This is a genomic window from Sporichthyaceae bacterium (genome assembly GCA_036269075.1).
Lineage (GTDB): Bacteria > Actinomycetota > Actinomycetes > Sporichthyales > Sporichthyaceae > DASQPJ01.
Map to the genome: position 1 here is coordinate 1 of DATASX010000081.1, position 20890 is coordinate 20890.

25 protein-coding genes are annotated in these 20890 nt (G+C 70.0%); 8 read left to right on the forward strand and 17 right to left on the reverse strand.

The genetic code is table 11. The features are described from left to right. Nucleotides 1–240: 240 nt before the first annotated feature. Nucleotides 241–723, reverse strand: a complete 483-nt coding sequence (locus VHU88_14100; GenBank protein HEX3612814.1) for a CarD family transcriptional regulator — start codon at nucleotides 721–723, stop codon at nucleotides 241–243. A 333-nt stretch (nucleotides 724–1056) separates the two neighbouring features. Between VHU88_14100 and VHU88_14105 the strand changes: the two genes are divergently transcribed. Further along, entirely contained in the window at nucleotides 1057–1737 is a 681-nt protein-coding gene (locus tag VHU88_14105; protein ID HEX3612815.1) for a hypothetical protein, read from the forward strand. Between the two features lie 79 nt (nucleotides 1738–1816). Here the strand turns inward: VHU88_14105 and VHU88_14110 are convergent, their stop codons facing one another. Both VHU88_14110 and VHU88_14115 read right to left on the reverse strand, forming a co-directional pair. Next, entirely contained in the window at nucleotides 1817–2497 is a 681-nt protein-coding gene (locus VHU88_14110; GenBank protein ID HEX3612816.1) for a response regulator transcription factor, read from the reverse strand. Next, nucleotides 2494–3687 (reverse strand): ATP-binding protein, encoded by a 1194-nt coding sequence (locus VHU88_14115; protein ID HEX3612817.1) that lies wholly within the window; start codon nucleotides 3685–3687, stop codon nucleotides 2494–2496. Before VHU88_14115 ends, VHU88_14110 begins: the two co-directional genes overlap by 4 nt. Before the next feature lie 183 nt (nucleotides 3688–3870). Between VHU88_14115 and phoU the strand changes: the two genes are divergently transcribed. Further along, entirely contained in the window at nucleotides 3871–4566 is a 696-nt protein-coding gene (gene phoU, locus VHU88_14120) for a phosphate signaling complex protein PhoU (GenBank protein HEX3612818.1), read from the forward strand. 122 nt (nucleotides 4567–4688) lie between these two features. Here the strand turns inward: phoU and VHU88_14125 are convergent, their stop codons facing one another. Further along, nucleotides 4689–5447 (reverse strand): phosphoglyceromutase, encoded by a 759-nt coding sequence (locus VHU88_14125; GenBank protein HEX3612819.1) that lies wholly within the window; start codon nucleotides 5445–5447, stop codon nucleotides 4689–4691. Between the two features lie 125 nt (nucleotides 5448–5572). Between VHU88_14125 and VHU88_14130 the strand changes: the two genes are divergently transcribed. Next, on the forward strand, nucleotides 5573–6559 hold the full coding sequence (locus VHU88_14130) for a helix-turn-helix domain-containing protein (GenBank protein ID HEX3612820.1): 987 nt from the start codon (nucleotides 5573–5575) through the stop codon (nucleotides 6557–6559). An 18-nt stretch (nucleotides 6560–6577) separates the two neighbouring features. After that, nucleotides 6578–7249 carry a DJ-1/PfpI family protein gene (locus VHU88_14135; protein HEX3612821.1) on the forward strand — a complete coding sequence of 224 codons (672 nt, stop codon included), beginning with the start codon at nucleotides 6578–6580 and terminating at the stop codon, nucleotides 7247–7249. Between the two features lie 7 nt (nucleotides 7250–7256). On the opposite strand, the gene VHU88_14140 is transcribed toward VHU88_14135, so the two are convergent. From VHU88_14140 to mshA, 5 genes are all read right to left on the reverse strand, one after another. After that, complete coding sequence (locus VHU88_14140; GenBank protein ID HEX3612822.1) at nucleotides 7257–8090, reverse strand: L,D-transpeptidase family protein; 834 nt, start codon at nucleotides 8088–8090, stop codon at nucleotides 7257–7259. Nucleotides 8091–8369: 279 nt separating this feature from the next. Beyond that, nucleotides 8370–9557 carry a carboxypeptidase regulatory-like domain-containing protein gene (locus tag VHU88_14145; protein ID HEX3612823.1) on the reverse strand — a complete coding sequence of 396 codons (1188 nt, stop codon included), beginning with the start codon at nucleotides 9555–9557 and terminating at the stop codon, nucleotides 8370–8372. Between the two features lie 141 nt (nucleotides 9558–9698). Next, nucleotides 9699–10817, reverse strand: coding sequence for a carboxypeptidase-like regulatory domain-containing protein (locus tag VHU88_14150; protein ID HEX3612824.1), 1119 nt, complete (start codon nucleotides 10815–10817; stop codon nucleotides 9699–9701). Nucleotides 10818–11001: 184 nt separating this feature from the next. Further along, the gene (locus VHU88_14155; GenBank protein ID HEX3612825.1) at nucleotides 11002–11514 is read right to left on the reverse strand and encodes a YbjN domain-containing protein; all 513 of its coding nucleotides are present in this window, start codon (nucleotides 11512–11514) and stop codon (nucleotides 11002–11004) included. Further along, nucleotides 11511–12839 (reverse strand): D-inositol-3-phosphate glycosyltransferase, encoded by a 1329-nt coding sequence (gene mshA, locus VHU88_14160; GenBank protein HEX3612826.1) that lies wholly within the window; start codon nucleotides 12837–12839, stop codon nucleotides 11511–11513. The genes VHU88_14155 and mshA overlap by 4 nt, the downstream gene beginning before the upstream one ends. Before the next feature lie 166 nt (nucleotides 12840–13005). Here mshA and VHU88_14165 point away from each other — a divergent pair, with 166 nt between their 5' ends. Beyond that, nucleotides 13006–13662 (forward strand): L,D-transpeptidase, encoded by a 657-nt coding sequence (locus VHU88_14165; protein HEX3612827.1) that lies wholly within the window; start codon nucleotides 13006–13008, stop codon nucleotides 13660–13662. 1 nt (nucleotide 13663) lies between these two features. On the opposite strand, the gene VHU88_14170 is transcribed toward VHU88_14165, so the two are convergent. From VHU88_14170 to VHU88_14185, 4 genes are all read right to left on the reverse strand, one after another. Further along, nucleotides 13664–14014, reverse strand: a complete 351-nt coding sequence (locus VHU88_14170) for a DUF2516 family protein (GenBank protein ID HEX3612828.1) — start codon at nucleotides 14012–14014, stop codon at nucleotides 13664–13666. 136 nt (nucleotides 14015–14150) lie between these two features. Continuing rightward, nucleotides 14151–14675, reverse strand: a complete 525-nt coding sequence (locus VHU88_14175) for a hypothetical protein (GenBank protein HEX3612829.1) — start codon at nucleotides 14673–14675, stop codon at nucleotides 14151–14153. A 74-nt stretch (nucleotides 14676–14749) separates the two neighbouring features. Further along, on the reverse strand, nucleotides 14750–15145 hold the full coding sequence (locus tag VHU88_14180) for a helix-turn-helix transcriptional regulator (protein ID HEX3612830.1): 396 nt from the start codon (nucleotides 15143–15145) through the stop codon (nucleotides 14750–14752). Between the two features lie 174 nt (nucleotides 15146–15319). Then, nucleotides 15320–16141: a 3-keto-5-aminohexanoate cleavage protein gene (locus VHU88_14185; protein ID HEX3612831.1), complete on the reverse strand. Its 822-nt coding sequence runs from the start codon at nucleotides 16139–16141 to the stop codon at nucleotides 15320–15322. A gap of 38 nt (nucleotides 16142–16179) precedes the next feature. Here VHU88_14185 and dtd point away from each other — a divergent pair, with 38 nt between their 5' ends. Further along, entirely contained in the window at nucleotides 16180–16605 is a 426-nt protein-coding gene (gene dtd / locus VHU88_14190) for a D-aminoacyl-tRNA deacylase (GenBank protein HEX3612832.1), read from the forward strand. Nucleotides 16606–16714: 109 nt separating this feature from the next. Here the strand turns inward: dtd and VHU88_14195 are convergent, their stop codons facing one another. Then, on the reverse strand, nucleotides 16715–17716 hold the full coding sequence (locus VHU88_14195) for a glycine cleavage T C-terminal barrel domain-containing protein (GenBank protein HEX3612833.1): 1002 nt from the start codon (nucleotides 17714–17716) through the stop codon (nucleotides 16715–16717). 35 nt (nucleotides 17717–17751) lie between these two features. Here VHU88_14195 and VHU88_14200 point away from each other — a divergent pair, with 35 nt between their 5' ends. Beyond that, on the forward strand, nucleotides 17752–18912 hold the full coding sequence (locus tag VHU88_14200; protein HEX3612834.1) for a Stealth CR1 domain-containing protein: 1161 nt from the start codon (nucleotides 17752–17754) through the stop codon (nucleotides 18910–18912). 7 nt (nucleotides 18913–18919) lie between these two features. On the opposite strand, the gene VHU88_14205 is transcribed toward VHU88_14200, so the two are convergent. Next, on the reverse strand, nucleotides 18920–19360 hold the full coding sequence (locus tag VHU88_14205; protein ID HEX3612835.1) for a transcriptional repressor: 441 nt from the start codon (nucleotides 19358–19360) through the stop codon (nucleotides 18920–18922). Beyond that, complete coding sequence (locus VHU88_14210; GenBank protein HEX3612836.1) at nucleotides 19357–19851, reverse strand: FABP family protein; 495 nt, start codon at nucleotides 19849–19851, stop codon at nucleotides 19357–19359. Before VHU88_14210 ends, VHU88_14205 begins: the two co-directional genes overlap by 4 nt. 195 nt (nucleotides 19852–20046) lie before the next feature. Between VHU88_14210 and VHU88_14215 the strand changes: the two genes are divergently transcribed. Next, on the forward strand, nucleotides 20047–20409 hold the full coding sequence (locus VHU88_14215; protein HEX3612837.1) for a DsrE family protein: 363 nt from the start codon (nucleotides 20047–20049) through the stop codon (nucleotides 20407–20409). An 83-nt stretch (nucleotides 20410–20492) separates the two neighbouring features. Here the strand turns inward: VHU88_14215 and VHU88_14220 are convergent, their stop codons facing one another. After that, complete coding sequence (locus VHU88_14220) at nucleotides 20493–20795, reverse strand: DUF1416 domain-containing protein (protein HEX3612838.1); 303 nt, start codon at nucleotides 20793–20795, stop codon at nucleotides 20493–20495. Between the last annotated feature and the right edge of the window lie 95 nt (nucleotides 20796–20890).

The following is a 20890-nucleotide window of genomic DNA, read 5'->3' on the forward strand; positions in this document are numbered from 1 at the left end:
TGATCACTTCAGCAATAACGGGCTGGTGTTGCGGTCATCGGGTCGATCTTGCAGTCAAAGGCGGCATAGATCCGGGCCGGGCGCTCGCCGAGAGCAGGTCGCATCGGCCGGTCGCCTTCCAGCCCGATTCCCCAACGAAAAGCAGCAAGCGAAACGCAACCGGCCAACGCAACGCCGCCCGGCAGGGAAGCCCCGGCCCTGGTCTTAGCGCGCTCTTGACTGAACCGAAGGAGAACGAACCTAGGCGGAGAGAACCTCATCCAGAAGGGCCTCTGCCTTGTCCTCATTCGTGTGCTCAGCCAACGCGAGCTCGCTCACCAGGATCTGGCGGGCCTTGGCGAGCATGCGCTTCTCCCCGGCCGACAGGCCGCGGTCGCGCTCACGACGCCACAGGTCGCGAACGACCTCGGCAACCTTGATCACATCGCCCGACGCCAACTTCTCGAGGTTCGCCTTGTAGCGACGCGACCAGTTGGTCGGTTCCTCGGTGTGCGGCGCACGGAGCACCTCGAAAACGCGGTCCAGTCCGTCCTGGCCGACCACGTCACGGACGCCGACCAGGTCGACATTGTCCGCGGGGACCCGTACGGTCAGGTCACCTTGGGCGACCTTCAGTACCAAATAGGTCCGCTCGACTCCCTTGATCGTGCGATTCTCGATCGCTTCGATAAGGGCCGCCCCGTGGTGCGGGTAGACGACGGTCTCGCCGACCTTGAAAGCCATGGGTGACATTCCCCTTTCTCACCGATGCCCAGGATAGCACGTTCCGTTGCCGGCGCTTTGACGTTTGCGCAGGTCAGGGCATCCTCGAGGGGTACAAACGGGACTTGACAAACGTCTGGCACGTGTACTTCCGCAGGTCAGACGGCGCGGCCGGGAACCGTTATCATCCCGCAGGCACCGTGTCGCACAAGATCACACGGGACACGCCGGGAGGGCCTCACACGGACGAATCCGGCATCCCATAGCCTTTGCTCGCCCGGCTGCGTGGAGCGAAGCAATCCCACCGCGGCCGCTACTGCGTCCGAGTTGAACATTTCGCGTGAAAAGGCTGCCGTGACCCCCTCGCCGCGTACCCGCCTGATTGCCCTCGCCCTGATCGCGTCCACGCTCCCGGCCCTGTCCGCCTGCGGAGCCGGTTTCGACGCCTCGGTCAACGAGGTCACCGGTCACAACAGCGACAGCAATCTCAACGGGATCCTCGCCCGCGACATCGTCATCGTGAAGGCACCGCAGGCCCCCACCGCGGCCCTCGCCGGCACGCTGATCAACAGCGGTCACCGAGCCGACGTCCTGCAGACCGTGTCGTTCACCGACGACGCGCCGGGTTCGCCGACGCTGACGATCTCGCCGAACCTGAACCTGGCCCCCGGTCAGCTGCAGCCGCTGGGCGCGGGCAACACCGCACCGATCTCGATCCCGAACGCGCAGGGGATCACGGTCGGCGACTTCGTCTACGTGAACCTGCATTTCGCGCAGGCCGGCGACATGCACATGCAGGTCGCCGTCGCGGACCGCACCTTCTACTTCGCCAACATCGGCGGTACCGCGACGCCGACGGCCGCGGCCACCCAGGCCGACGCGCCCGGCCGCGCCGCCTTCGCCGGCACGCACATCGTGACCGACCCGAAGCCCCCCGCGAAGACCCCCAAGCCGCAGGCGACCGCCACGGCGGCCCCCGCCGCCCAGCCAAAGAAAACGGCGAAGCCCAAGACCCCGGCCACGCAGCCGCAGTAGGCACCGCACAACGAAAGCACCGCGCAACGACGAAGGCCCCGACTTCGGGGCCTTCGTGCGTTCACCGTCTACCGGTCGGTCACGGCTCGAACTTGTAGCCCAGCCCGCGCACCGTCACCAGGAAGCGCGGCATCGCCGGGTCCGGCTCGATCTTGGCCCGCAGCCGCTTCACGTGGACATCGAGGGTCTTGGTGTCCCCGACGTAGTCCGCGCCCCAGATCCGGTCGATCAGCTGCATCCGGGTCAGCACGCGGCCGGCGTTGCGGAGCAGCAGCTCGAGCAGCTCGAACTCCTTCAACGGCAAGCCGATCGATTCGCCGTTGACGGTCACCACGTGCCGCTCGACGTCCATCCGGACCGGGCCGGCCTCCAGTGCCGAGTCGGAGATGTCCTCCGGCTCGGAGTTGCGCCGGAGCACCGCGCGGATCCGGGCCAGCAGCTCCCGGTGGGAGAACGGCTTGGTCACGTAGTCGTCGGCCCCGATCTCCAGGCCGACCACCTTGTCGATCTCGCTGTCCTTCGCGGTCAGCATGATCACCGGCACCTTGGAGCGCAGCCGCAGCTGCCGGCACACCTCGGTCCCCGGCAGGCCGGGGAGCATCAGGTCGAGCAGCACCAGGTCCGCTCCCCCGCGCTCGAACTCCTCGAGCGCGTCCGGGCCCGTCGGGGCCACGGCCACCTCAAAGCCCTCCTTCCGGAGCATGTACGACAAAGCGTCGGAGAAGGATTCCTCGTCCTCGACAACCAACAGTCGGGTCACAACGTCCTCTGTTCGACTGGCCTGCGCACTTGCGTCGCAGGTCGGACGGGCCTCCGCACGGTCTCGGAGGTGGGGCTGAGCAACGGCACACGCAGGGTGAATGTCGAGCCGACTCCTTCGTGGCTGACCACCCGGACATCGCCGCCGTGGTTCCGGGCGATGTGCTTGACGATGGACAGACCCAGGCCGGTGCCTCCGGTCATGCGCGACCGGGCCGGGTCCACTCGGTAGAAGCGTTCGAAGATGCGTTCCTGCTCGGCGGCCGGGATCCCGATTCCCTGGTCGACGACGTCGATCTCGGCCAATGCGCCACGCCGTCGCATCCGCACCACGACCCTCGTGGACTCGGCGCTGTAGTTGACGGCGTTCTCGATCAGATTCCCCAGCGCCATCACCAACTGATCGGGGTTGCCCAGCACGGCCAGCCCGGACTCACCGTCGGAGCTGAACGAGATGTGCTTGGCCGCCGCGACTTCCCGGGTCCGGTCGAAGCCGGCCGCGACCACGGTATCGAGGCTGACCTCCTCGGGCTCCTTCATCGGGTCGTGGCTCTCCAGCCGCGACAGGTCGATCAGCTCCTGGACCAGTTGCCCCAGCCGCTGCGACTCGTGCTGCATGCGGTCGGCGAACCGGACCACGGCCTCGGGGTCGTGCGCGCCGTGCACGACGGCCTCGGACAGCAGCCGCAGCGCCCCCAGCGGCGTCTTCAGCTCGTGGCTGACGTTGGCCACGAAGTCCCGTCGGACGGCGTCCAGGCGGCGGACGTCGCTCTGGTCCTCGATCAGCACCAGCACGTGCGCGGCACCCAGCGGAGCCACCCGGACCCCGACCGGGACGACCGCGTCGCCCACCGGCCCACGCGGCAGTTGCAGGTCGACCTGCCGGATCCGGCCGTCGCGCCTGGTGTTCGCGACCAGCTCGACCAGTTCCTCGGCCACCAGCCGCTGCGCCCGCACGATCCCGAACGCGTAGGCGGCCGGGCTGGCCTTGACCACGGTCTCCGATTCGTCGAGGACGATCGCCAACGAGCGCAGCACGATCAGCACCTGGCCGACGCCGGGCGAGAGCCCACTGGCGTCCAGCGGGTCGTCGGTGCCGGAGTTGTGCCGAGCGGCTCGCCGGCTGAATCCGACGCAGAAGCCGATCAGCAGTCCCAGCGCCGCCCCGGCGAGGATCAGCGCGAGTTCCACCCGCGCACCCTCTTTGCTCGGGCTGCCGGCAAGATCCGGCAGGCTCGACGCGGCGCCCTCATGGCAGCGATCGTAGGAGCGCGGTTCGTGTCCGGGACACCACAGCCGCCTCCAGGGCGGGAGCTATGACAAGAATTCACTTGAAATCGTAACCACGTTAATGCTCCTCAAGAAGCGTGGAGCGTGGAAGACCAGCAGAGGGGCGGGCACATGCGCGACGCGTTCCAGGGCGAATTGAAGGCGATCGGTGAGGGTTTGGTCGAGATGACCCAGCTCGTCGGCTTCGCGATGTCGCGGGCAACGACGTCGCTGCTGGAGGCGGATGTCGAGCTGGCCGAGAGCGTGATCGAGCACGACCGGCAGGTCGACAAGCGCCGCACCGAGCTGGACGAGCGGATCATGGACCTGCTCGCGAGGCAGCAGCCGGTGGTCGCCACCGACCTGCGCGTGCTCATCACCGCGCTGCGCATCACCGACGACCTGGAGCGCATGGGCGATCTCGCGCTGCACGTCGCGAAGACCACCAAGATCCGTTCCCCGAAGCACGCGATCCCGATCGAGCTGATCTCGACGATCCTCGAGATGGGCTACGTGGCCCAGATCCTGGTGACCAAGGCCGGCGAGGTCATCGCCTCCCGAAATGTGGCCCTGGCACTCGAGCTCGAGGCCAACGACGACGACATGGACCGCCTGCACCAGCGGATCTTCCGGGTCATCCTCGACCCGAACTGGGCGCACGGCGCCGAGGCCGCCGTCGACATCACACTGCTCGGGCGTTACTACGAGCGCTTCGCCGACCACGCGGTCTCGGTCGCCCGCCGCGTCGTGTTTCTGGCCACCGGTGCGTGGCCGGAGAACGGCACCGTCGAGGCCCCCTGAGGCCCGGTCCCCACGACGGCTGTCGAACACAACCGAAACGGCGGGCAGAGCCGCGGGCGGTTCGCGCACCACTGCTTTCGAGTGTGTTCTGCAGCCGACGCCCCCGGGCTGGGGTCGCCGGGTCAGCGGCCCTGGTTCGCCACCGCTGCCGCGGCGGAGGCGGCGGCGTCGGGGTCGAGGTACTCCCCGCCCTTGACGATCGGGCGCAGGCCCGCGTCGAGGCGGTAGTACAGCGGGATCCCGGTCGGGATGTTCAGCCCGACCACGTCGTCCTCGCTCATCGACTCGAGGTGCTTGACCAGCGCCCGCAGCGAGTTCCCGTGCGCGACGACGGCCACCACCTGGCCGGTGCGCAGGTCGGGCACGATCGCGTCGTACCAGTACGGCAGCAGCCGGTCGACGACGTCGGCCAGGCACTCGGTGCGCGGCAGCAGCTCGTCCGGAAGCAGTGCGTAGCGGGGGTCGTGCGCCTGGGAGTACTCGTCGTCGTCCGGCAGCGGCGGCGGCGGGACGTCGTACGAGCGGCGCCAGAGCATGAATTGGTCCTCGCCGTACTTCTCCAGCGTCGCCTTCTTGTCCTTGCCCTGCAGCTCCCCGTAGTGGCGCTCGTTCAGGCGCCAGTGGCGCCGGACCGGGATCCAGTGCCGGTCGGCGGCGTTCAAGGCGCCCTCGGCGGTGCGGATCGCGCGGCGCAGCAGCGAGGTGTGCACGACGTCCGGGAGTAGGCCGCGCCCGGCCAGCAGGCGCCCGCCGGCGGCCGCCTCAGCCTCGCCCTGCGCGGACAGGTCGACGTCGACCCAGCCGGTGAACAGGTTCTTGGCGTTCCACTCCGACTGGCCGTGGCGCAGCAGGAGCAGGTGACAGGCGGCTTCATTCGTCATGAACAAAAAGCGTAGGGACACGCCCCCACCGCTCGGCGGCGGGTCCGGCGCCGCACGAAGGATGTCCGGATCCGACCGGTCCTCGTCATTGTGGACATCGCCGGTCCGGCCCTAGCGTCGGGCGCATGACGCGGCAGGTGGTGATCGTGGGTCACCCCGGTGCGCTCGGCATGGAACTGGTGGGCATGCGCGACATCCTCGACCTGACCAACCGACTCGCCCGCGAGCGCGGCCTGGCGCAGCCGTACCGGGTCGAGTTGGCCACCCACGACGGCGAACCGATCGCGCTGATGGGCGGCCTGCGACTGGACCCGGTGCGCGAACTGGGCCGGATCCGGTCCATCGACACGTTGATCGTGGTCGGCGGCCCGATCGCCCACGAGGCCGCCGAACAACCGGACCTGATCGCCGCGGTCCGCCGGGCGGTCCCGCGCTCGCGCCGCGTCGTCGGGGTCTGCACCGGGGCGTTCATCCTCGCCCGGACCGGTGTGCTGGACGACCGGCGAGCGACCACCCACTGGATGTTCGGTGACCTGCTCGCGGACCGCTGCCCCGCGGTACGGGTGGACACCGACCCGATCTACGTCCGCGACGGCGAGGTCTGGACCTCGGCCGGCGTCACCGCCGGTTTCGACATGCTGCTGGCAATCGTCGAGGAGGACGTCGGGGCCGACCTGGCCCGCGCCGTGGCCCAGATCCTGGTGCTGTACTTGCGACGGACCGGCAACCAGACGCAGTTCTCGGTGCAACTCGGTGCGCAGTTCGCCGACCGGCGGCCGTTGCGCGATCTGCAGGCCTGGATCGCGGACAATCCGGCCGCGGACCTGGCACTGGCCGCACTGGCCGACCGGATGCATCTGAGTCCCCGTCACTTCGCTCGGGTGTTCACCACGGAGGTCGGCCTGCCGCCCGGCCGCTACGTGGAACAGGTGCGCCTGGAGGCCGCCCGCCGGATGCTCGAGGAGGGGTCGCGTCCGGTCGAGACGGTCGCCACCGCCGTGGGTTTCGGCAGTGGGCAGGCCCTGCGCCGGGCGTTCCTTGCAACCTTCGGCGTGAGCCCCGCCGAGTACCGCCGTCGTTTCGCCCCGCCCGGGCTCACCCTGGTCGGCTGACCAACTGAAGGAGTTCGCATGAAGCGCGTCGGCGCCTACATCTACAACGACATGACCATGCTCGACGTGCTGGCCCCGCATCAGATCCTCGGCCTGCACCCCGATTTCGAGGTCGTCACCGTCGCCGCGACCAAGGACCCGATCCGCACCGACACCGGCGTAGTGATCACGCCCGACTTCGACGTGCACTCCGCGCCGGACGTCGACGTGGTGCTGGTCGGCGGCTGTGTGGACCCGTCGCGGGAGATGGCCGACCCGGCCGTCATGGACTGGTTCCGCAAGGCCGGCGAACAGGCGCAGTGGGTCACCTCGGTGTGCACCGGCGCGCTGATCCTGGCCGAGGCAGGCCTGCTCGACGGCTACCGGGCGATAACGCACTGGGGCTACGTCGGCGATCTGGGGCACTACCCGCAGATCGAGCTGACACAGGAGCGGGTCGTGGTCGACCGCAACCGCATCACCGCCGGCGGGGTCACCGCCGGCATCGATTTCGCCTTCCGCCTGATCGCGGAGACCAGCGGCGCGCAGTCCGCGGCGGCGATGCAGCTGTTGGTCGAGTACGACCCGCAGCCGCCCGGACCGTTCGGCCACCCGCGTTCGGCGCCACCGGAGCTGATCGCCGCGGTCGCCGAGATGGTCGGGCCGATGCGGTCCGGACTGGACGCCTTCCTCGCCGCCAAAGCGAACTGACGCAGCGTCAGTAGACGATCACCGTGGTGCCCAGCGGGGCGAGCTGGAACAGTGTCGCGACGGCCTTCATGTCGCGCACGTTCACGCAGCCGTGCGAGGCGCCGGCGTAGCCGCGGGCAGCGAAGTCCGAGGAGTAGTGGATGGCCTGACCACCGTCGAAGAACATCGAGTACGGCATCGAGCTGCCGTAGAGGTTGGAGATGTGGTTGGCGTCCTTCCGGGTGATGTGGAAGGTGCCGTTGCGGGTCGGCGTGCTTGGCGCACCGAAGCGGGTGTCGGCCTGCAGGACGTTGACGCCGTTCACCATCAGTCGCAGGTTGCGGGAAGCCTTGCTGATGCAGATCACCGTGCCGTGCTCACAGGCGGCCGGAGTGGACTCCTGCTTGGTCGTCGTGGTGACGTCGGCGACCGGGGCGTACTGCGTCTTGCCACCCTCGGTGTACTTCGCCCAGACGGAGAAGCTGTAGGTGACGCCCGAGTCCAGGCCGCTGATTGACACGCTCGTCGCGGGCTTGCCGGACTTGGTCGCAGCCAGCTTGGCGGCCTTGCCGGCCGTCCGGGACGCGGGCGCCGTCGTGCCCTTCGCGTAGCGGACGACCAGGCCGGCGAAGCCGGCATCGGTCGGGTCGGTCCAGTGCAGCGTCACCTTGGCGGTGGTGATCTTCGCGGCCAGGTTGGTGACTGCCGACAACGGGTCCGGCGTCGGGGTGGGAGTGGGCGGCGGGGCGTCGACGGCCGGGGCGACGGCGGCGGCCGCCGGGCCCGACACGGCCAGCGGGGCCGCGACGGTGACGCAGGCAGCGGCGGCCAGTACGGCCCGCGAGGCCCGAGGGGTGCTCATCCGGCGGTGGCGGCCGACGGACGAGCGGTTGCTGTTTCCGAACATGTGCTTTCCCCCGGGCCTCACGAATCGGTGTATTCATCGCGGATGCTGCGTCCCGCGACGAAAGTGAGATGTCCGGTGCACCCGGCAGGTTCCGGCCAAGGCGGCGAATCAGGCGTTCGTCGGCGGCGGTCGGCCGAACGGCCGAGTGCGGCTGACGGGAAGTCAGAACCTCCCGCGCAAAAGCCGATGGGGCGCCGCCGGTGGCCCGGCGACGCCCCACGGTTCGCACTGCGATCAGGCAATGCTGATGATGCCGAGAACGTCGTTCACCGTGGCCTCGGCCGCGGCCGCCACGCTGACGGCACTGGACGTCGCGCCACCGGCGAAGCCCACCGTGTAGGACCCGGCAGGCAGACCAGTCAGGCTGTAGACACCCGACGTGTTGGTGGTGAGGTCGGACACCTGGCCGGTGGCGACGTTGGTGATGGTCACGGCGAGATTGGAGACGGGTCCGCCAAGCCCGGTCACAGTGCCGGTGATCGCACCCGCCGGTGCCAGCGATGCCGACGAGAGCAGGCTCTGAAGCGGGAGCAGCGCACCCAGAACCGGCGTCGTGCACTGCTCCACGAAGCCGAACGGGGCATCGAGCGCCGTGAGGGTCGACCCGGCGAAGCAAACCTGGTACAGGTCGAGCAGGCCTGACAGGGTTGGGACCAGCGACCAGACCCCGCCGGTCCCGGTCAGAATCGACGACACCGGGGTTCCGGCTGTCACGTCGGTCACGGTCACCAGCACACCCTGCAGCGGGGTGCCGCTCGTGAGGTCGGTCACGACGCCACCGAGACCGGTACTGCCCGTGCCGCCGGTGCCGCCCGTGCCACCGGTGCCACCGGTCCCACCTGTCGAGCCGGTGCCACCTGTCGAGCCGGTGCCACCTGTCGAGCCGGTGCCACCCGTCGAGCCGGTGCCACCCGTCGACCCAGTGCCGCCGGTCCCACCCGTGCTACCCGTGGGCGCGCTGGAGACCATGACCGAGACCGGGTGTGCGTAGGTGACCTTGCCGTTGACCTTGTACTCGGACCAGATCGTGAAGACGTAGTGGGTGTTGGCGGCCAGATTGCCGATCGTGGCGCCGGCCGCGATGTGGCCCTTGGTCACCTTGGCCAGTACTGCGGCGTGACCGGCGTGGCGGCCGCTGACAGCCGTGGTACCGCGCTGCACGCGGACGACGTTGCCGACGAAGTGCTTCTTGTTCGGGTTGGTCCAGCTCAGTGTGATCGAGTTGGTCGTGACCCGAGCGGTGAACTTGGAGACCACACCGGTCTTGGCCGTGGTCGCGGCGGGCACAGCCACCGTCACCGCGTCGTGCGTCGCGGCGGGCACGGCGGCCGCGGAAGCGGCAGGCGCGAGCATGGCCATCGGGGCCAGCGAAACGGCAGCAGCGGCCGCCCAGGCGGCTGCCTTACCGGTCTTGAGCGACATCGGAGAACCTCCAGAGGGGCGCCCTCGGCGCCGGCGATAAGACATGTTCTTTTCAGGCCGGCTCCGAGATCCCGGCAAAGGACGGCTCAGCGGGCGCCGCCGGAGAACCGACGGCGCCCCACCTCAGTTCGACGGGAAGCCTCAGATGAGACCGAGCAACTGCGTCGGCACGGTGAGGACCGAGCTGGTCGAGGTCACCCCGACACCGTTCAGCAGACCGGTGACCGCGCCGATGACGCCGGACAAGATGTTGGTGACGGTCGAGCCGGCGAAGCTGAGGTTGTACGTCCCGACCGGGAGACCAGCCAGGTTGTAGGAGCCACTCGAGCCGGTGGTGGAGGTGAAGGTGAGGCCGCTCACGGTGTTGGTGGCCGTCACCAGAACTCCGGACAGGTTGCCGCCGAGCAAGCCGCTCAGGACCCCGGTGATCTCGCCGGCAGGGGCGAGTGAGGTCAGCGGCAGCGAGGTCAGCAACGAACTGGCCACAGGCAGCGAGGTCAGGCAGCTCTGCACGTAGCCGAGCGGACCGCTGCCGCCGGTGGCGGACAGCGCGTTGAAGCAGACCTGGTAGTTGCCCAGGGCCAGGTTCGACAGCGAGAACCCACCGTTGGAGAGCGAGGTCACGGTCGAGACGGCCTTGGTCGCGAGGTTCTCCACGGTCACCACGACGCCGCCGAGCGGCAGGCCGGAGGAGTCCTGGACGGTGCCGCCGACCGAGCCGGTGCTGCCGGACTGGCTGCCGCCACCGGTGATGGTGACCGGAGCCGAGCCGGAGCCACTGCCGATGCCGCCGGAGGACTTCGACGTGGTGGTCCAGCCGGAGAGCACGTGCGAGTACGTGGTCTTGCCGCTGACCGTGTACTTCGCCCACACGGAGAAGGCGTAGTTCGCGTTCGAGGCCAGGCCGCCGGCGGTCGCGCTGGAGGCGACGTGGCCCTTCTTGACCGAGGCCGGCTTCGCGGCGTGGCCGGCGCTCCGGCTGGTCGGCGCGACCTTGCCACGCTGGTACCGGACCACGACACCGACGAGGTGCTTCTGGCTCGGGTTGGTCCAGCCCAGCGTGATCTTGTTGGTGGTGACGCGGGCGGTCAGGTTCTTGACCGAGGCGCCGACGGAGGCGGCCGCCGGGGTGGCGGTTGCCGCGTGCGATGCGGAAGCCGCGGTCGAGGCCAGCGCAGCGGGGAGGAACGTGGCCATCGGGGCCAGGGCAAGGGCAGCAGCTGCGACCCAGGCGGCTGCCTTACCGGTCTTGAACGACATCGGAGAACCTCCATGAGTGGCGCCGCCTGTGGCGCCGGCTGATGAGGAATGTTCTGTTCATCGCCGGGTCCAACGTCCCGTCAAGGAATGGCAACCATCCTTTTGACGGGCGATGACTGGACGGTCGGCCCGGAAAATCGGCACGGACGCCGTATCAAGTCGGCCGGATTCGATGCGCGGCGGCTCAGGAAGCCGAGGTGTCCGGGTCCTGCTCAAGCAGGTGCGCGAACGCGGCGAGGTTCGCCGTCGACTCGCCGCGGGCCACCCGCCAGGCGTGCTCGCGGCGGATGGAGGTCGCGAATCCGAGTTCGAGGATCTGGTTGAAGCTGCCGTCGGCGTACTCCAGGACGCAGCCCAGGATGCGGTCGAGTTCGTCGGCGTCCAGTGCCCCGAGCGGCAGCCGCCCCACCAGGTAGATGTCGCCGAGGCGGTCGATCGTGAACGCCATCCCGTACATGCGGGCGTTGCGTTCCAGCAGCCACTGGTGGACGGCCGCGTGGTTCTCGTCCGGGTGCCGGGCCACGAAGGCGTTCACTGTGATCGCGTGCTCCCCAACCGCCAGCGAGCAGGTGGTGGAGAGCTTCTTGGCGCCGGGCAGGGTCACCACGAACAGGTCCGGACTCGGGGCGGCCCACTCCACGCCGGCCGCGTCAAGTTCGCGACGCAGCAGAGCGCTGGTGTCCTGACGAACCGTCACGACCGGGACAACCGGGCTTGCATCGCGCGCATGTAGGAGTCCAGGACGGCTGAAGCGGTGGCCGACCAGTCGAACCGGGCCGAGTGTCGGACGGCGCCGTCGCCCAGTCGGCGGCGAAGCACCTCGTCGGCCAGCAGGCGATCGAGCACCTTGGCGTAGTCGACCGGGTCGTGCCCGTCGACGAGCACGCCGGAGACGCCGTCGTCGACCGCGGTCACCAGCCCGCCGACCCGCGCGGCGACCACCGGGGTGCCACAGGCCTGGGACTCGACCGCGACCAACCCGAACGACTCCGAGTGCGACGGGACCACGGTGACGTCGGCCGCCTGGTACCAGCGCGCCAACTCGGCCTGCGGCACCGGTGGGGTGAAGCGCACCAGGTCGCCGATCCCCAGCTCACCGGCCAGCTTGGCCAGGTGCTCTGGGTGGGTCAGGCCGCTGCCGCTCGGGCCCCCGACGACCGCGAGGACCATGCGGTCCCGGCGGGCCGGATCAGCCTCGACCATGGCGGCGACGGCGCGCAGCAGCACGTCGGGGGCCTTCAGCGGCTGGATGCGGCCGGCGAACAGCAGCACATCGGCATCGGCCGGCAGCCCGAGGGCGGCCCGGGCCGGTGCCCGGTGCCCGGGCGTGAACGTGCGCAGGTCGACGCCGGGCGGCACCACGTCCACCCGATCGGGCGCGGCGTCGTAGAGGTCGATCAGGGCGCGCGCCTCGTCGGTGGTGAACGCCAGCAGCCGGTCAGCCGCGGCGACCACGTCGGTCTCCCCCAGCTCGCGGGCCCGGGGCTCCGGGGTGTCGCCGACCGCCAGCGCGGCGTTCTTGACCTTGGCCATCGTGTGCATGGAGTGCACGAGCGGGGTACCCCAGCGCTGCGCGGCCAGCCAGCCGACCTGGCCGGACAGCCAGTAGTGAGAGTGCACGAGGTCGTAGTGGCCGGGCTCACGGGAGGCCTCGGCCCGCAGCACGCCCGCGGTGAACGCGCACAGCCGACCGGGCAGATCCTCCTTGGCCAGGCCCTCGTACGGGCCGGCGTTGACGTGCCGCACGGTCAGGCCCGGGGCCAGCTCAACGCTGGGTTCCAGGTCGCTGGAGGTGGCCCGGGTGAAGATCTCGACCTCGACGCCGGCCTCGACCAGGCGCTTGGCGACCTCAACCATGTAGACGTTCATCCCGCCCGCGTCGCCGGTGCCGGGCTGCTCCAGCGGCGAGGTGTGCACGGAGATCGTGGCGACTCGCCGGGGCAGCTCACGGTGGGCGACCGGGTCCGCCGGGCTCGGGAACGCCGCACCAATGTCGGGACAGTGCCCTGCCGCGCGCAGCATCCGCAGCCAACCTCCTCTCGGCCCCCGGCGATCTCAACCGCGGGTTATCCTCCCGCATTCCGTCCAGCCCCTGGACAAGCCGGGCATATCCCCCTTCTATCCTGGGAAGTAGATACGAGATTGATTCATTTCAAGATCATTTCTCGCGGACCCGGGAGGACTGGCCATGGCGTCGTGGAGAACGGGCGCGGCAGGTACTGCAGCGGCGGCGGCATTGGCCGTCGGCGGCCTGGTCGGTGCCCACCCGGCCGCGGCGGCGGATCCGCTCGACGGGATGCCCGCGGGGTGCATGACTGGCCTGGTCATCTGCATCAGCCAGGACGACAACACGCTCCGCTTCATCGACCACGGGATCACCAGGCTCGAGATCGCGGTGCGGTTCGGCGCCCAACGCACCCCGACCAGGCTGGGAACTTTCAAGATCGAGTGGAAGGACGAGAACCACGTCTCGAAGATGTTCGCCAGCGCGATGCCGTACTCGTTGTTCTTCGACGGTGGCCAGGCCATCCACTACTCGTCGGACTTCGCGGCCCGCGGCTACCGGGGCGCCTCGCACGGCTGCGTGAACACCCGCGACATCGATGCGACCAAGCAACTTTTCCAGTGGGCCAAGCTCGGCACGCGGGTCATCGTCTACACCGCTGACCCGGCCAAGCAGGCTCGCGTGGACCAGGCGGCGCAACTGGCGAAGGAACAGGACCAGAAGGACCAGCAAGCCCAGAAGGACCAGCAGACTCCAGTGACCCAGCAGAGCCAACGCGATCAGCGCGGTCAGGACCAGTGGGACTCCGACGACGGGCCCGACGGCCCGGACGACTACTGAGTCACCAGCCCCCGCGGGGACCCTGCGGCGGCCGGCGGCGCGGGCCACGGCCACCGGCCGCGCGCACGGCAGGCCGGGCGTCGAGCAGGTAGACCAGCGCGACGACGGTGCCTGCGAGCACGATCAGGTCCAGCGGGCCGCGGAAGATCAGCGAGTGCAGCTGGAGCATCGGCAGCGCGTCCCAGGCCACGGCGACGCAGAGCAGGATCAGCCACAACTGCTTGGTCTGCTTCTCGACGGCCGGGAACACCGCGGCCGGGCGGACGATGACGTCGACCAGGGCCAGGACGTGCAGCAGGAACAGCCCGGCCCCGATGAGGTTCAGGCTCGAGGTGAGCGGACCGTAGCCCATCTGGACAAACCCTCCCGGCCGGCTCGACATCCGCCCGTGGTCGAGAATACTGCGCCGCCAATCGTCGCGGGGCCGGGAAACGCGTCGGCCGCGGACCCCCGTGGAGTCCGCGGCCGACCAGGCGTCACCGGCAGATTCAGCCGATCTTGGCGTCTGCCGGAGCGGCGGGCACAGCCTTGGCGGTCTTGCGGGGGGCGGCTGTCGGGGCGGCCGGAGCCGTCGCCGAGCCGGTGAAGGGGTTGACCTTCTTGGCGGCCTTGGTGGCCTTGCGGATGAGCTCCTTGTTGTCCTCGACCACGCGGTCGACGACCTTCTCGCCACGCGCGGCCCACTCGACCAGCAGCTTGTCGGCGGCCTTGACCTGCTCGTCGGCCAGGTCGGTCAGCTTGTCGGCAACCTTGCGCGGGTCGCGGGGCAGGTCGCCGAGCTTGTCGGCAACCTTCTTGACCCGGCCGTCGGTGGCGGTGAACTCGGTACGGACGCGGTCCGGAACCGTCTTGATCTTCTCGACGGTCAGCTCGGTGCGGAGCTTGGCCGGGACGTCCTTGAGCAGCTCGACGGCCCGGTCGCCGGCGCCGGCCACGGCGTACAGCGGCTTGGGGCCGGCGAAGTTCTTGGCGTAGTCGGTGTAGGTCTTACGAAGTTCGGTGGTGGTTGCCATCACAGTTGTTTCCCTTCGGTCTGCGGGAGCCGAGGGGTTCCTCCCCCGCCTCGGCGGCCGATCTGGTTATCGGCCTATTCGGTTTTCGTGCCGACGTCGTTCGCGTCCTGTCCCAAGTTCTGGCTGCGGAACGAGGCGTGGATGTCCAGCAGGACTCGTTTCTGACGTTCCGTCAGAGTCGGGTCCGCCAGGACCGCCATCGCCACCTCGAGGCCGCCGCCCGGGATGGGCTCGACCTCGTCGGAGGGCTCCAGCAAGCCCGCTTGGACGTATAGCTGTTCAGCGGAGATACGAAGCGCTTTCGCAATCTGCTGCAGCACCCCCGCCGAGGGCTTCCGGATCCCGCGCTCGATCTGGCTCAGGTACGGGTTGGAAACCCCAGCTGCAGCTGACAATTGGCGGATCGACAGCTGCGCGATCTTCCGTTGTTCCTTGAGGTAGTCCCCCAAGCCACCGGGGATCGTCGGCATGCAGCCATCATCACTCATCCTGCTAACAATTGCAAGCAGTCAGGCAGCACTCGTTCGAGTGAACAGCATCACAGGCGATTGAGGCGAGCGGAGCGAGAGACCGAGCTTGCGAGGCTGTTGCTCCCGAGCCGATTGAAGCCTGTTGACGAGCGAGGACCACCGGCGCGTCGGAACTCACGCGAGTGCGAGGAACTCCCGGGCCTGCGCGGGCGTCATCGCTGGGCGTTGTGCCGACGCCGCAAGGCGCGCGGCCCGCTCGACGAGCTCGGCGTTGTCGCGCACCGCACGGCCCGGCGCCAACGTGAGCGTGTCCTCCATGCCCACCCGCAGGTGTCCACCGGCGGACAGCGCGGCGAACGCCACGGGCAGCGCGGCGCGGCCGATCCCGGTCGCCGACCAGGACGCGCCGGCGGGCAGCGCCGCGGCGACGGCGACCACCGCGGCCGTCGTGCCCGGCAGACCACCCGGGACGCCGAGCACGAGGTCGGCGTGCACCCGGCCGCCCGGCGGCGGGCCGTACTTGTCCAGCAAGCGGTTCAGGTTGGCGACATGGCCGAGATCGAACAGCTCGAACTCCGGCAGGATCCCGCGCCCCTGGCAGCACCGGTACAGCTCGACCATCAACGGCCACGGGTTGGCGAACACCTCGTCGCCGAAGTTCACCGTCCCGCAGGTCAGCGAGCAGGAGTCCGGGGCAGCGTCGAGCACGGCCACCCGGGCGGCGAAGGAGTCCCGCACTCCCCCGCCGGTCGACAACTGCACGATCAGCTCGGTCTCGGCCCGGATCGCCCCGACGGCCTCCCGCAGGGCGCCCACGTCGAGACAGGACTGGTCGTCCTCGTCACGCAGGTGGACGTGGATCATCGCGGCACCCGCGGCGGCGCAGGCCTTCGCGGTCGCGACGAGCTCGTCCAGCGTGGTGGGCAACGCGGGGGCATCGGCCTTGGCGGTCTCCGCACCGGTGGGTGCGACCGTGATCATCGTGGCGGCCGTCATGTCGGCATCCTGCCGGCCGAGCCGCGAGGATGGGCCGCATGCGAGCGGTCGTCCAGCGGGTGAGTCGAGCATCGGCGACCGTGGCCGGCGAGGTGGTCGGCAGCATCGAGGGTCCGGGCCTGTGCGCGCTGGTCGGGGTCACCCACTCCGACACGACGGCGGTGGCCGACAAGTTGGCCGAGAAACTGTGGGGCCTGCGGATCCTCACCGACGAGAAGTCGTGCTCCGACCTCGGCGCGCCACTGCTGATCATCAGTCAATTCACCCTCTACGGCGACGCCCGCAAGGGCCGCCGGCCGAGTTGGCTCGCGGCGGCGCCGGGGGCCGTGGCCGAAGGGCTGGTCGAGGCGGTGGTCGACGGGTTGCGCTCGCGCGGCGCGACGGTGGCGACCGGGGTGTTCGGGGCGGACATGGCCGTCGAACTGGTCAACGACGGGCCGTTCACGGTCCTGCTGGAGCTCTGACCACCCACCGCTCTTCCGCACTTCTGCGGCCTGTCCCACGCATCGACGCGACGCGAAGGGTGGGACAGGCCGCAGAAGTCGCGAAATGTGTGGGGGCGGGGCGGGCGGTTCAGCCGTCGACGACGACCTCGGCGGCCGCCGCGATGCCCCCGGCGGTCAGGGACGCGTCGCGCGGGGTGTTGCGCTTGAGCAACGCAAGCGCGATCGGGCCGAGGTCGTGGTGGCGGGCGGCGCTGGTCACGAACCCGACGGCCCGGCCCTCGTGCTCGACGGGGTCGCCGTGCGCGGGCAACTCGCTGTCGCTGCCGTCCAGGTGCAGGAACACCAGGCGGCGCGGGGGCTTGCCGAGGTTGTGCACCCGGGCGACGGTCTCCTGCCCGCGGTAGCAGCCCTTGTTCAGGTGCACCGCCGGGGCGAGCAGGCCGATCTCGTGCGGGATCGTGCGATGGTCGGTCTCCAGCCCGAGCCGCGGGACCGCGGCCGCGATCCGCAACGCCTCGTGCGCCCAGGTGCCCGCGACCGGTCCGTCCGTCGGGACCGGCCCGGCCAGCACCACCTCGGCCCCGGCGAACTCGCCGAGATCGGCCCGGGGCACGCGCCAGACCGCGACGGCCCCGGCCGGGAGCTCGGCACCCGGTGGCACCCAGAGCACGCAGTGCCCGCCGGAGCAGTCCTCGACCTCGACCCGCAGCATGAAGCGCATCCGGTCCAGGAACTCCCGCAACGCCGGCGCCGTCCCCGGTTCGACGGTGATCCAGCAGGCGGTGCCGTCGTCGACCAGGTGTAGATCGTGCTCGATGTGGCCGTGCGGGCTGAGCACCAGGGTCTGCACCGGCACGCCGGGCGCCAGCTCGGTCAGGTGCTGGGTGGTCAGCGAGTGCAGCCAGCTGAGCCGGTCCGGCCCGGTGACCCGCAGCACGCCGCGGTGCGACAGGTCGACGAAGCTCCGCCCGGCCGCCAGCGCGCGCTGTTCGCCGAACGGGTCGCCGTAGTGGGCCGCGACCCCCGCGTCCGGGGGATCGGCGGCGACGGCACCATTACGGGAGAGCAGCGGTGAGCCCAGCCCCTCGAGCGAGCGAGGAACGAGCGAGGGACCATCGAACGCCGGCATGCCCACCAGCGTAGGCAACTGGCACGATTGGCGTCGTGGGGGCGAATGCGGGCCGAGTCCTGGCCGCACTGCGTCGCGATCTGGCGGCGGTCCGTGGGTTGGGGATCCGTGGCGCTGCGGGCGAGCTTCGCGCGATGCTGCCGGGCGCGCCGGCTCGGGTGCCGCGCGGCGGCTGTGATCACGGATACGCGGTTGCGTTCGAGATCGACGTGGTCTACACCTGGGTCGACGGCGCGGACCCGGCCTGGCAGGCCCGGCGCGACGCGGCCTGGGCCACGGCCAGACCCGGCGAGCACAGCGAGCTGGCCGCCAACCCGTCCCGCTACGCCAATCGCGACGAGCTGCGGTACTCGCTGCGCTCGCTGGCCGCAAACGCCCCATGGGTGCGAAGAATCCACGTCGTGACGGACCGTCAGATCCCGTCCTGGCTGGTCACGGACGACCCGCGACTGCGGGTGGTCGACCACGCGGAGATCTTCGCCGGCACCGACGGGGTACCCAGCTTCAACTCCCATGCGATCGAGTCGCGGCTGCACCACGTAGCGGGCCTCAGCGAGCACTATCTGTACCTGAACGACGACATGTTCCTCGGCCGCCCGATGGCGCCGGAGGACTTCTTCTTCGGCAACGGGATCGCCCGGCTGTTCCCCTCGCCCAAGCCGGTCCCGCCCGGTCCGGCCACGGCCGCGGACACTCCGGTGGAGGCCGCGGGTAAGAACAACCGCGACCTGCTCGCGGCCAAGTTCGGCTCCGCCCCGGCGCAGCGATTCCTGCACGCGCCCTACCCGCAACTGCGCTCGGTGGCCGCCGAGGCGGCGGAGACGTTCGCGCCGGACTTCGCCCGCACCACGGTGTCCCGGTTCCGGCATCCCAGCGACATCTCGATTCCGGCCTCGCTGGTCGGCAACTACGCCTACCTCACCGGGCGCGCCGTCCCGGGCACGTTGTCCTACGCCTACGTCGACCTGGCCGACCCTCGCCTGGACCGTCGACTACGGCGGTTGCGCACCGGGCGACCGCAGGTGTTCTGCCTGAACGACCACGCCGGCCTCGGTGCGGACCCGGCCGGCGCGAGTGACTCGAGCGAGCGAGGAACGAGCGAGCGAGATAAGCGAGCATCCGACACCGTGAATGCCGCGGTGACCGAGTTCCTGGCCCGGTACTACCCGGACCCGAGCCCGTTCGAGCGAACCTGACCCACCGTCAGGAACGTTGCGCGGCCGCACATTTCCCGCACCGCCCGTAAATCGCGAAGTGCTCCAGGTCGACCTCGAAGCCGCTGTCGGTCAGCACCTGGCCGGTCAGCTCCGCGGCGACCTCGACCCCGGTCTGCGTCACCGAACCGCAGTCCCGGCAGACCAGGTGCAGGTGCTCGTGGTGACCTGCCGGGTGGTAGGACGGTGCCCCGTGCCCGAGGTGGGCGTGCTTGACCAGGCCAAGCTCCTCGAGCAGTTCCAGGGTCCGGTAGATCGTCGAGATGTTGATCCCGCTGGCCACCCGCTGCACGTGGGCGCAGACCTGTTCCGGGGTGGCATGGTGAAGCTCGTTGACCGCGGCCAGCACGAGCTCCCGTTGCGGGGTGAGGCGATAGCCCTTCTCCCGCAGCAGCTCCCGCCAGTCCTCGTCGGCGCTGCGCTCGCTCATGGCACTCGCTTGAGCTCCGCGGACGCGTGCGGCTGCATCTTCTGGTCCACGGCCTCCATGTCGAAGGCCCACATCAGGCGTCCGTCGACCAGGCCGTAGAGCCGGTGCCCGCGGCGGTAGTCCTTGGCCGACTCGACCTTGACCACCTTCTTGGTCGCGAGCTCGATGCGCGGCCCGCGGACCTCGCCGTAGAGGGCCTCGAGGAAACCGGTCGGGTGCGAGAGCAGCACCTCGAGGGTCTTGTCCTCGCCGATGCGCCAGAACCCGGTCTCCATGGCCAGCGGCCGGACCTTCTGGCCGTCGGTGTCGATCTCCCAGGTCCGGGACAGGTAGTGCAGGAACGGCTTGCCGTTCTGGGCGAACTCGAGCCGCTGGGCGAACGCCCGCCGTTGCACGGTCGGGTACTCGACGATGCCCTCGCCCTCCCACGTACCGAGCAGGAAGGCCAGGGGGACGCACCACGGGTGGATGTCCGGGGGAATCTCGAACACGCCGGAGGCCCTAGTCCCGGACCCGGAGCAGTCGGTACGCCGCATGCAGCGACACCGGCACGACTGCCGCCCCCACGGCCATCAACCCGACCGCCAACACGTTGGTCAAAGCCGCCTCCAGGTCGTCCTGCCCTGCGACCGAGTCTAGGACGCGGGCTAGCTTTGGGGCGCGAACACATCGAGAGGAAGCAACGCGTGAGTCGGACTCTGGTCGTGAAGGTGACCGCCGGCGCCGACGCGCCCGAGCGGTGCAGCCAGGCGTTCACGGTCGCCGCGGTCGCCGCCGCCTCCGGGGTGTCGGTCTCGTTGTGGCTGACCGGCGAGAGCGCCTGGTTCGCTCTGCCGGGCCGTGCCGAGCAGTTCGAACTGCCCCACTCCCAGGCGTTGCCCGACCTGCTGGCGACCGTGCTGTCCTCGGGCCAGGTCACGTTGTGCACCCAGTGCGCGGCCCGGCGCGACATCGGCCCGGACGACGTGCTGCCGGGCATCCGGATCGCCGGCTCCGCGGTGTTCGTGGCCGAGGCCTGCGCGGAGGACACCCAGGCCCTCGTCTACTGACGCCCCCACCTCCCGACATGTGCTGCCTGTCCCACCTGTCGCAGGCCGCGGATAGGTGGGACAGGCAGCAGAAGTGGCGGGGTTCAGGCCGGGAGCGCGACCTCGATCTCGGCGATCGACCCGAGAGCCGCGGTGACCTTGCTGTCGGACTGGGCGCCGGGCGCCAGGGTCCGTAGCGTCCACTGCCCCGGCCCGGCGAAGAACCGGAAGTGCCCGGTCGCCGAGGTGGGGACCTCGGCGGTGAACTCACCGGTGCGGTCGAGCAGTCGCACGTAGGCGTTGGGCACCGGCGCACCACCCTGAGTCACCTGGCCCTGGATGATGGCCTCCTTGCCCGGGTCGACGTTGGCGCCCAGCGCCAGTCCGCCCGCCGTGGCTCCGCACATCAGGACCGCCCCCCGTCCGGACCACCGGGGCCATCGCCGAGGGTGATCGGGACGCCGACCAGCGCGCCGTACTCGGTCCAGGAGCCGTCGTAGTT

What these genes read in the sequence shown, in the direction of transcription:
- VHU88_14185 (HEX3612831.1), bottom strand. Translation starts at nt 16,141, where the DNA reads ATGACGGCCGCCACGATGATCACGGTCGCACCCACCGGTGCGGAGACC.
- VHU88_14145 (HEX3612823.1), bottom strand. Translation starts at nt 9,557, where the DNA reads ATGTCGCTCAAGACCGGTAAGGCAGCCGCCTGGGCGGCCGCTGCTGCC.
- VHU88_14220 (HEX3612838.1), bottom strand. Translation starts at nt 20,795, where the DNA reads ATGTGCGGAGCCACGGCGGGCGGACTGGCGCTGGGCGCCAACGTCGAC.
- VHU88_14165 (HEX3612827.1), top strand. Translation starts at nt 13,006, where the DNA reads ATGGCGTCGTGGAGAACGGGCGCGGCAGGTACTGCAGCGGCGGCGGCA.
- VHU88_14150 (HEX3612824.1), bottom strand. Translation starts at nt 10,817, where the DNA reads ATGTCGTTCAAGACCGGTAAGGCAGCCGCCTGGGTCGCAGCTGCTGCC.
- VHU88_14175 (HEX3612829.1), bottom strand. Translation starts at nt 14,675, where the DNA reads ATGGCAACCACCACCGAACTTCGTAAGACCTACACCGACTACGCCAAG.
- VHU88_14170 (HEX3612828.1), bottom strand. Translation starts at nt 14,014, where the DNA reads ATGGGCTACGGTCCGCTCACCTCGAGCCTGAACCTCATCGGGGCCGGG.
- VHU88_14140 (HEX3612822.1), bottom strand. Translation starts at nt 8,090, where the DNA reads ATGAGCACCCCTCGGGCCTCGCGGGCCGTACTGGCCGCCGCTGCCTGC.
- VHU88_14180 (HEX3612830.1), bottom strand. Translation starts at nt 15,145, where the DNA reads ATGCCGACGATCCCCGGTGGCTTGGGGGACTACCTCAAGGAACAACGG.
- VHU88_14195 (HEX3612833.1), bottom strand. Translation starts at nt 17,716, where the DNA reads ATGCCGGCGTTCGATGGTCCCTCGCTCGTTCCTCGCTCGCTCGAGGGG.
- VHU88_14130 (HEX3612820.1), top strand. Translation starts at nt 5,573, where the DNA reads ATGACGCGGCAGGTGGTGATCGTGGGTCACCCCGGTGCGCTCGGCATG.
- VHU88_14205 (HEX3612835.1), bottom strand. Translation starts at nt 19,360, where the DNA reads ATGAGCGAGCGCAGCGCCGACGAGGACTGGCGGGAGCTGCTGCGGGAG.
- dtd (HEX3612832.1), top strand. Translation starts at nt 16,180, where the DNA reads ATGCGAGCGGTCGTCCAGCGGGTGAGTCGAGCATCGGCGACCGTGGCC.
- VHU88_14125 (HEX3612819.1), bottom strand. Translation starts at nt 5,447, where the DNA reads ATGACGAATGAAGCCGCCTGTCACCTGCTCCTGCTGCGCCACGGCCAG.
- VHU88_14100 (HEX3612814.1), bottom strand. Translation starts at nt 723, where the DNA reads ATGGCTTTCAAGGTCGGCGAGACCGTCGTCTACCCGCACCACGGGGCG.
- mshA (HEX3612826.1), bottom strand. Translation starts at nt 12,839, where the DNA reads ATGCTGCGCGCGGCAGGGCACTGTCCCGACATTGGTGCGGCGTTCCCG.
- VHU88_14135 (HEX3612821.1), top strand. Translation starts at nt 6,578, where the DNA reads ATGAAGCGCGTCGGCGCCTACATCTACAACGACATGACCATGCTCGAC.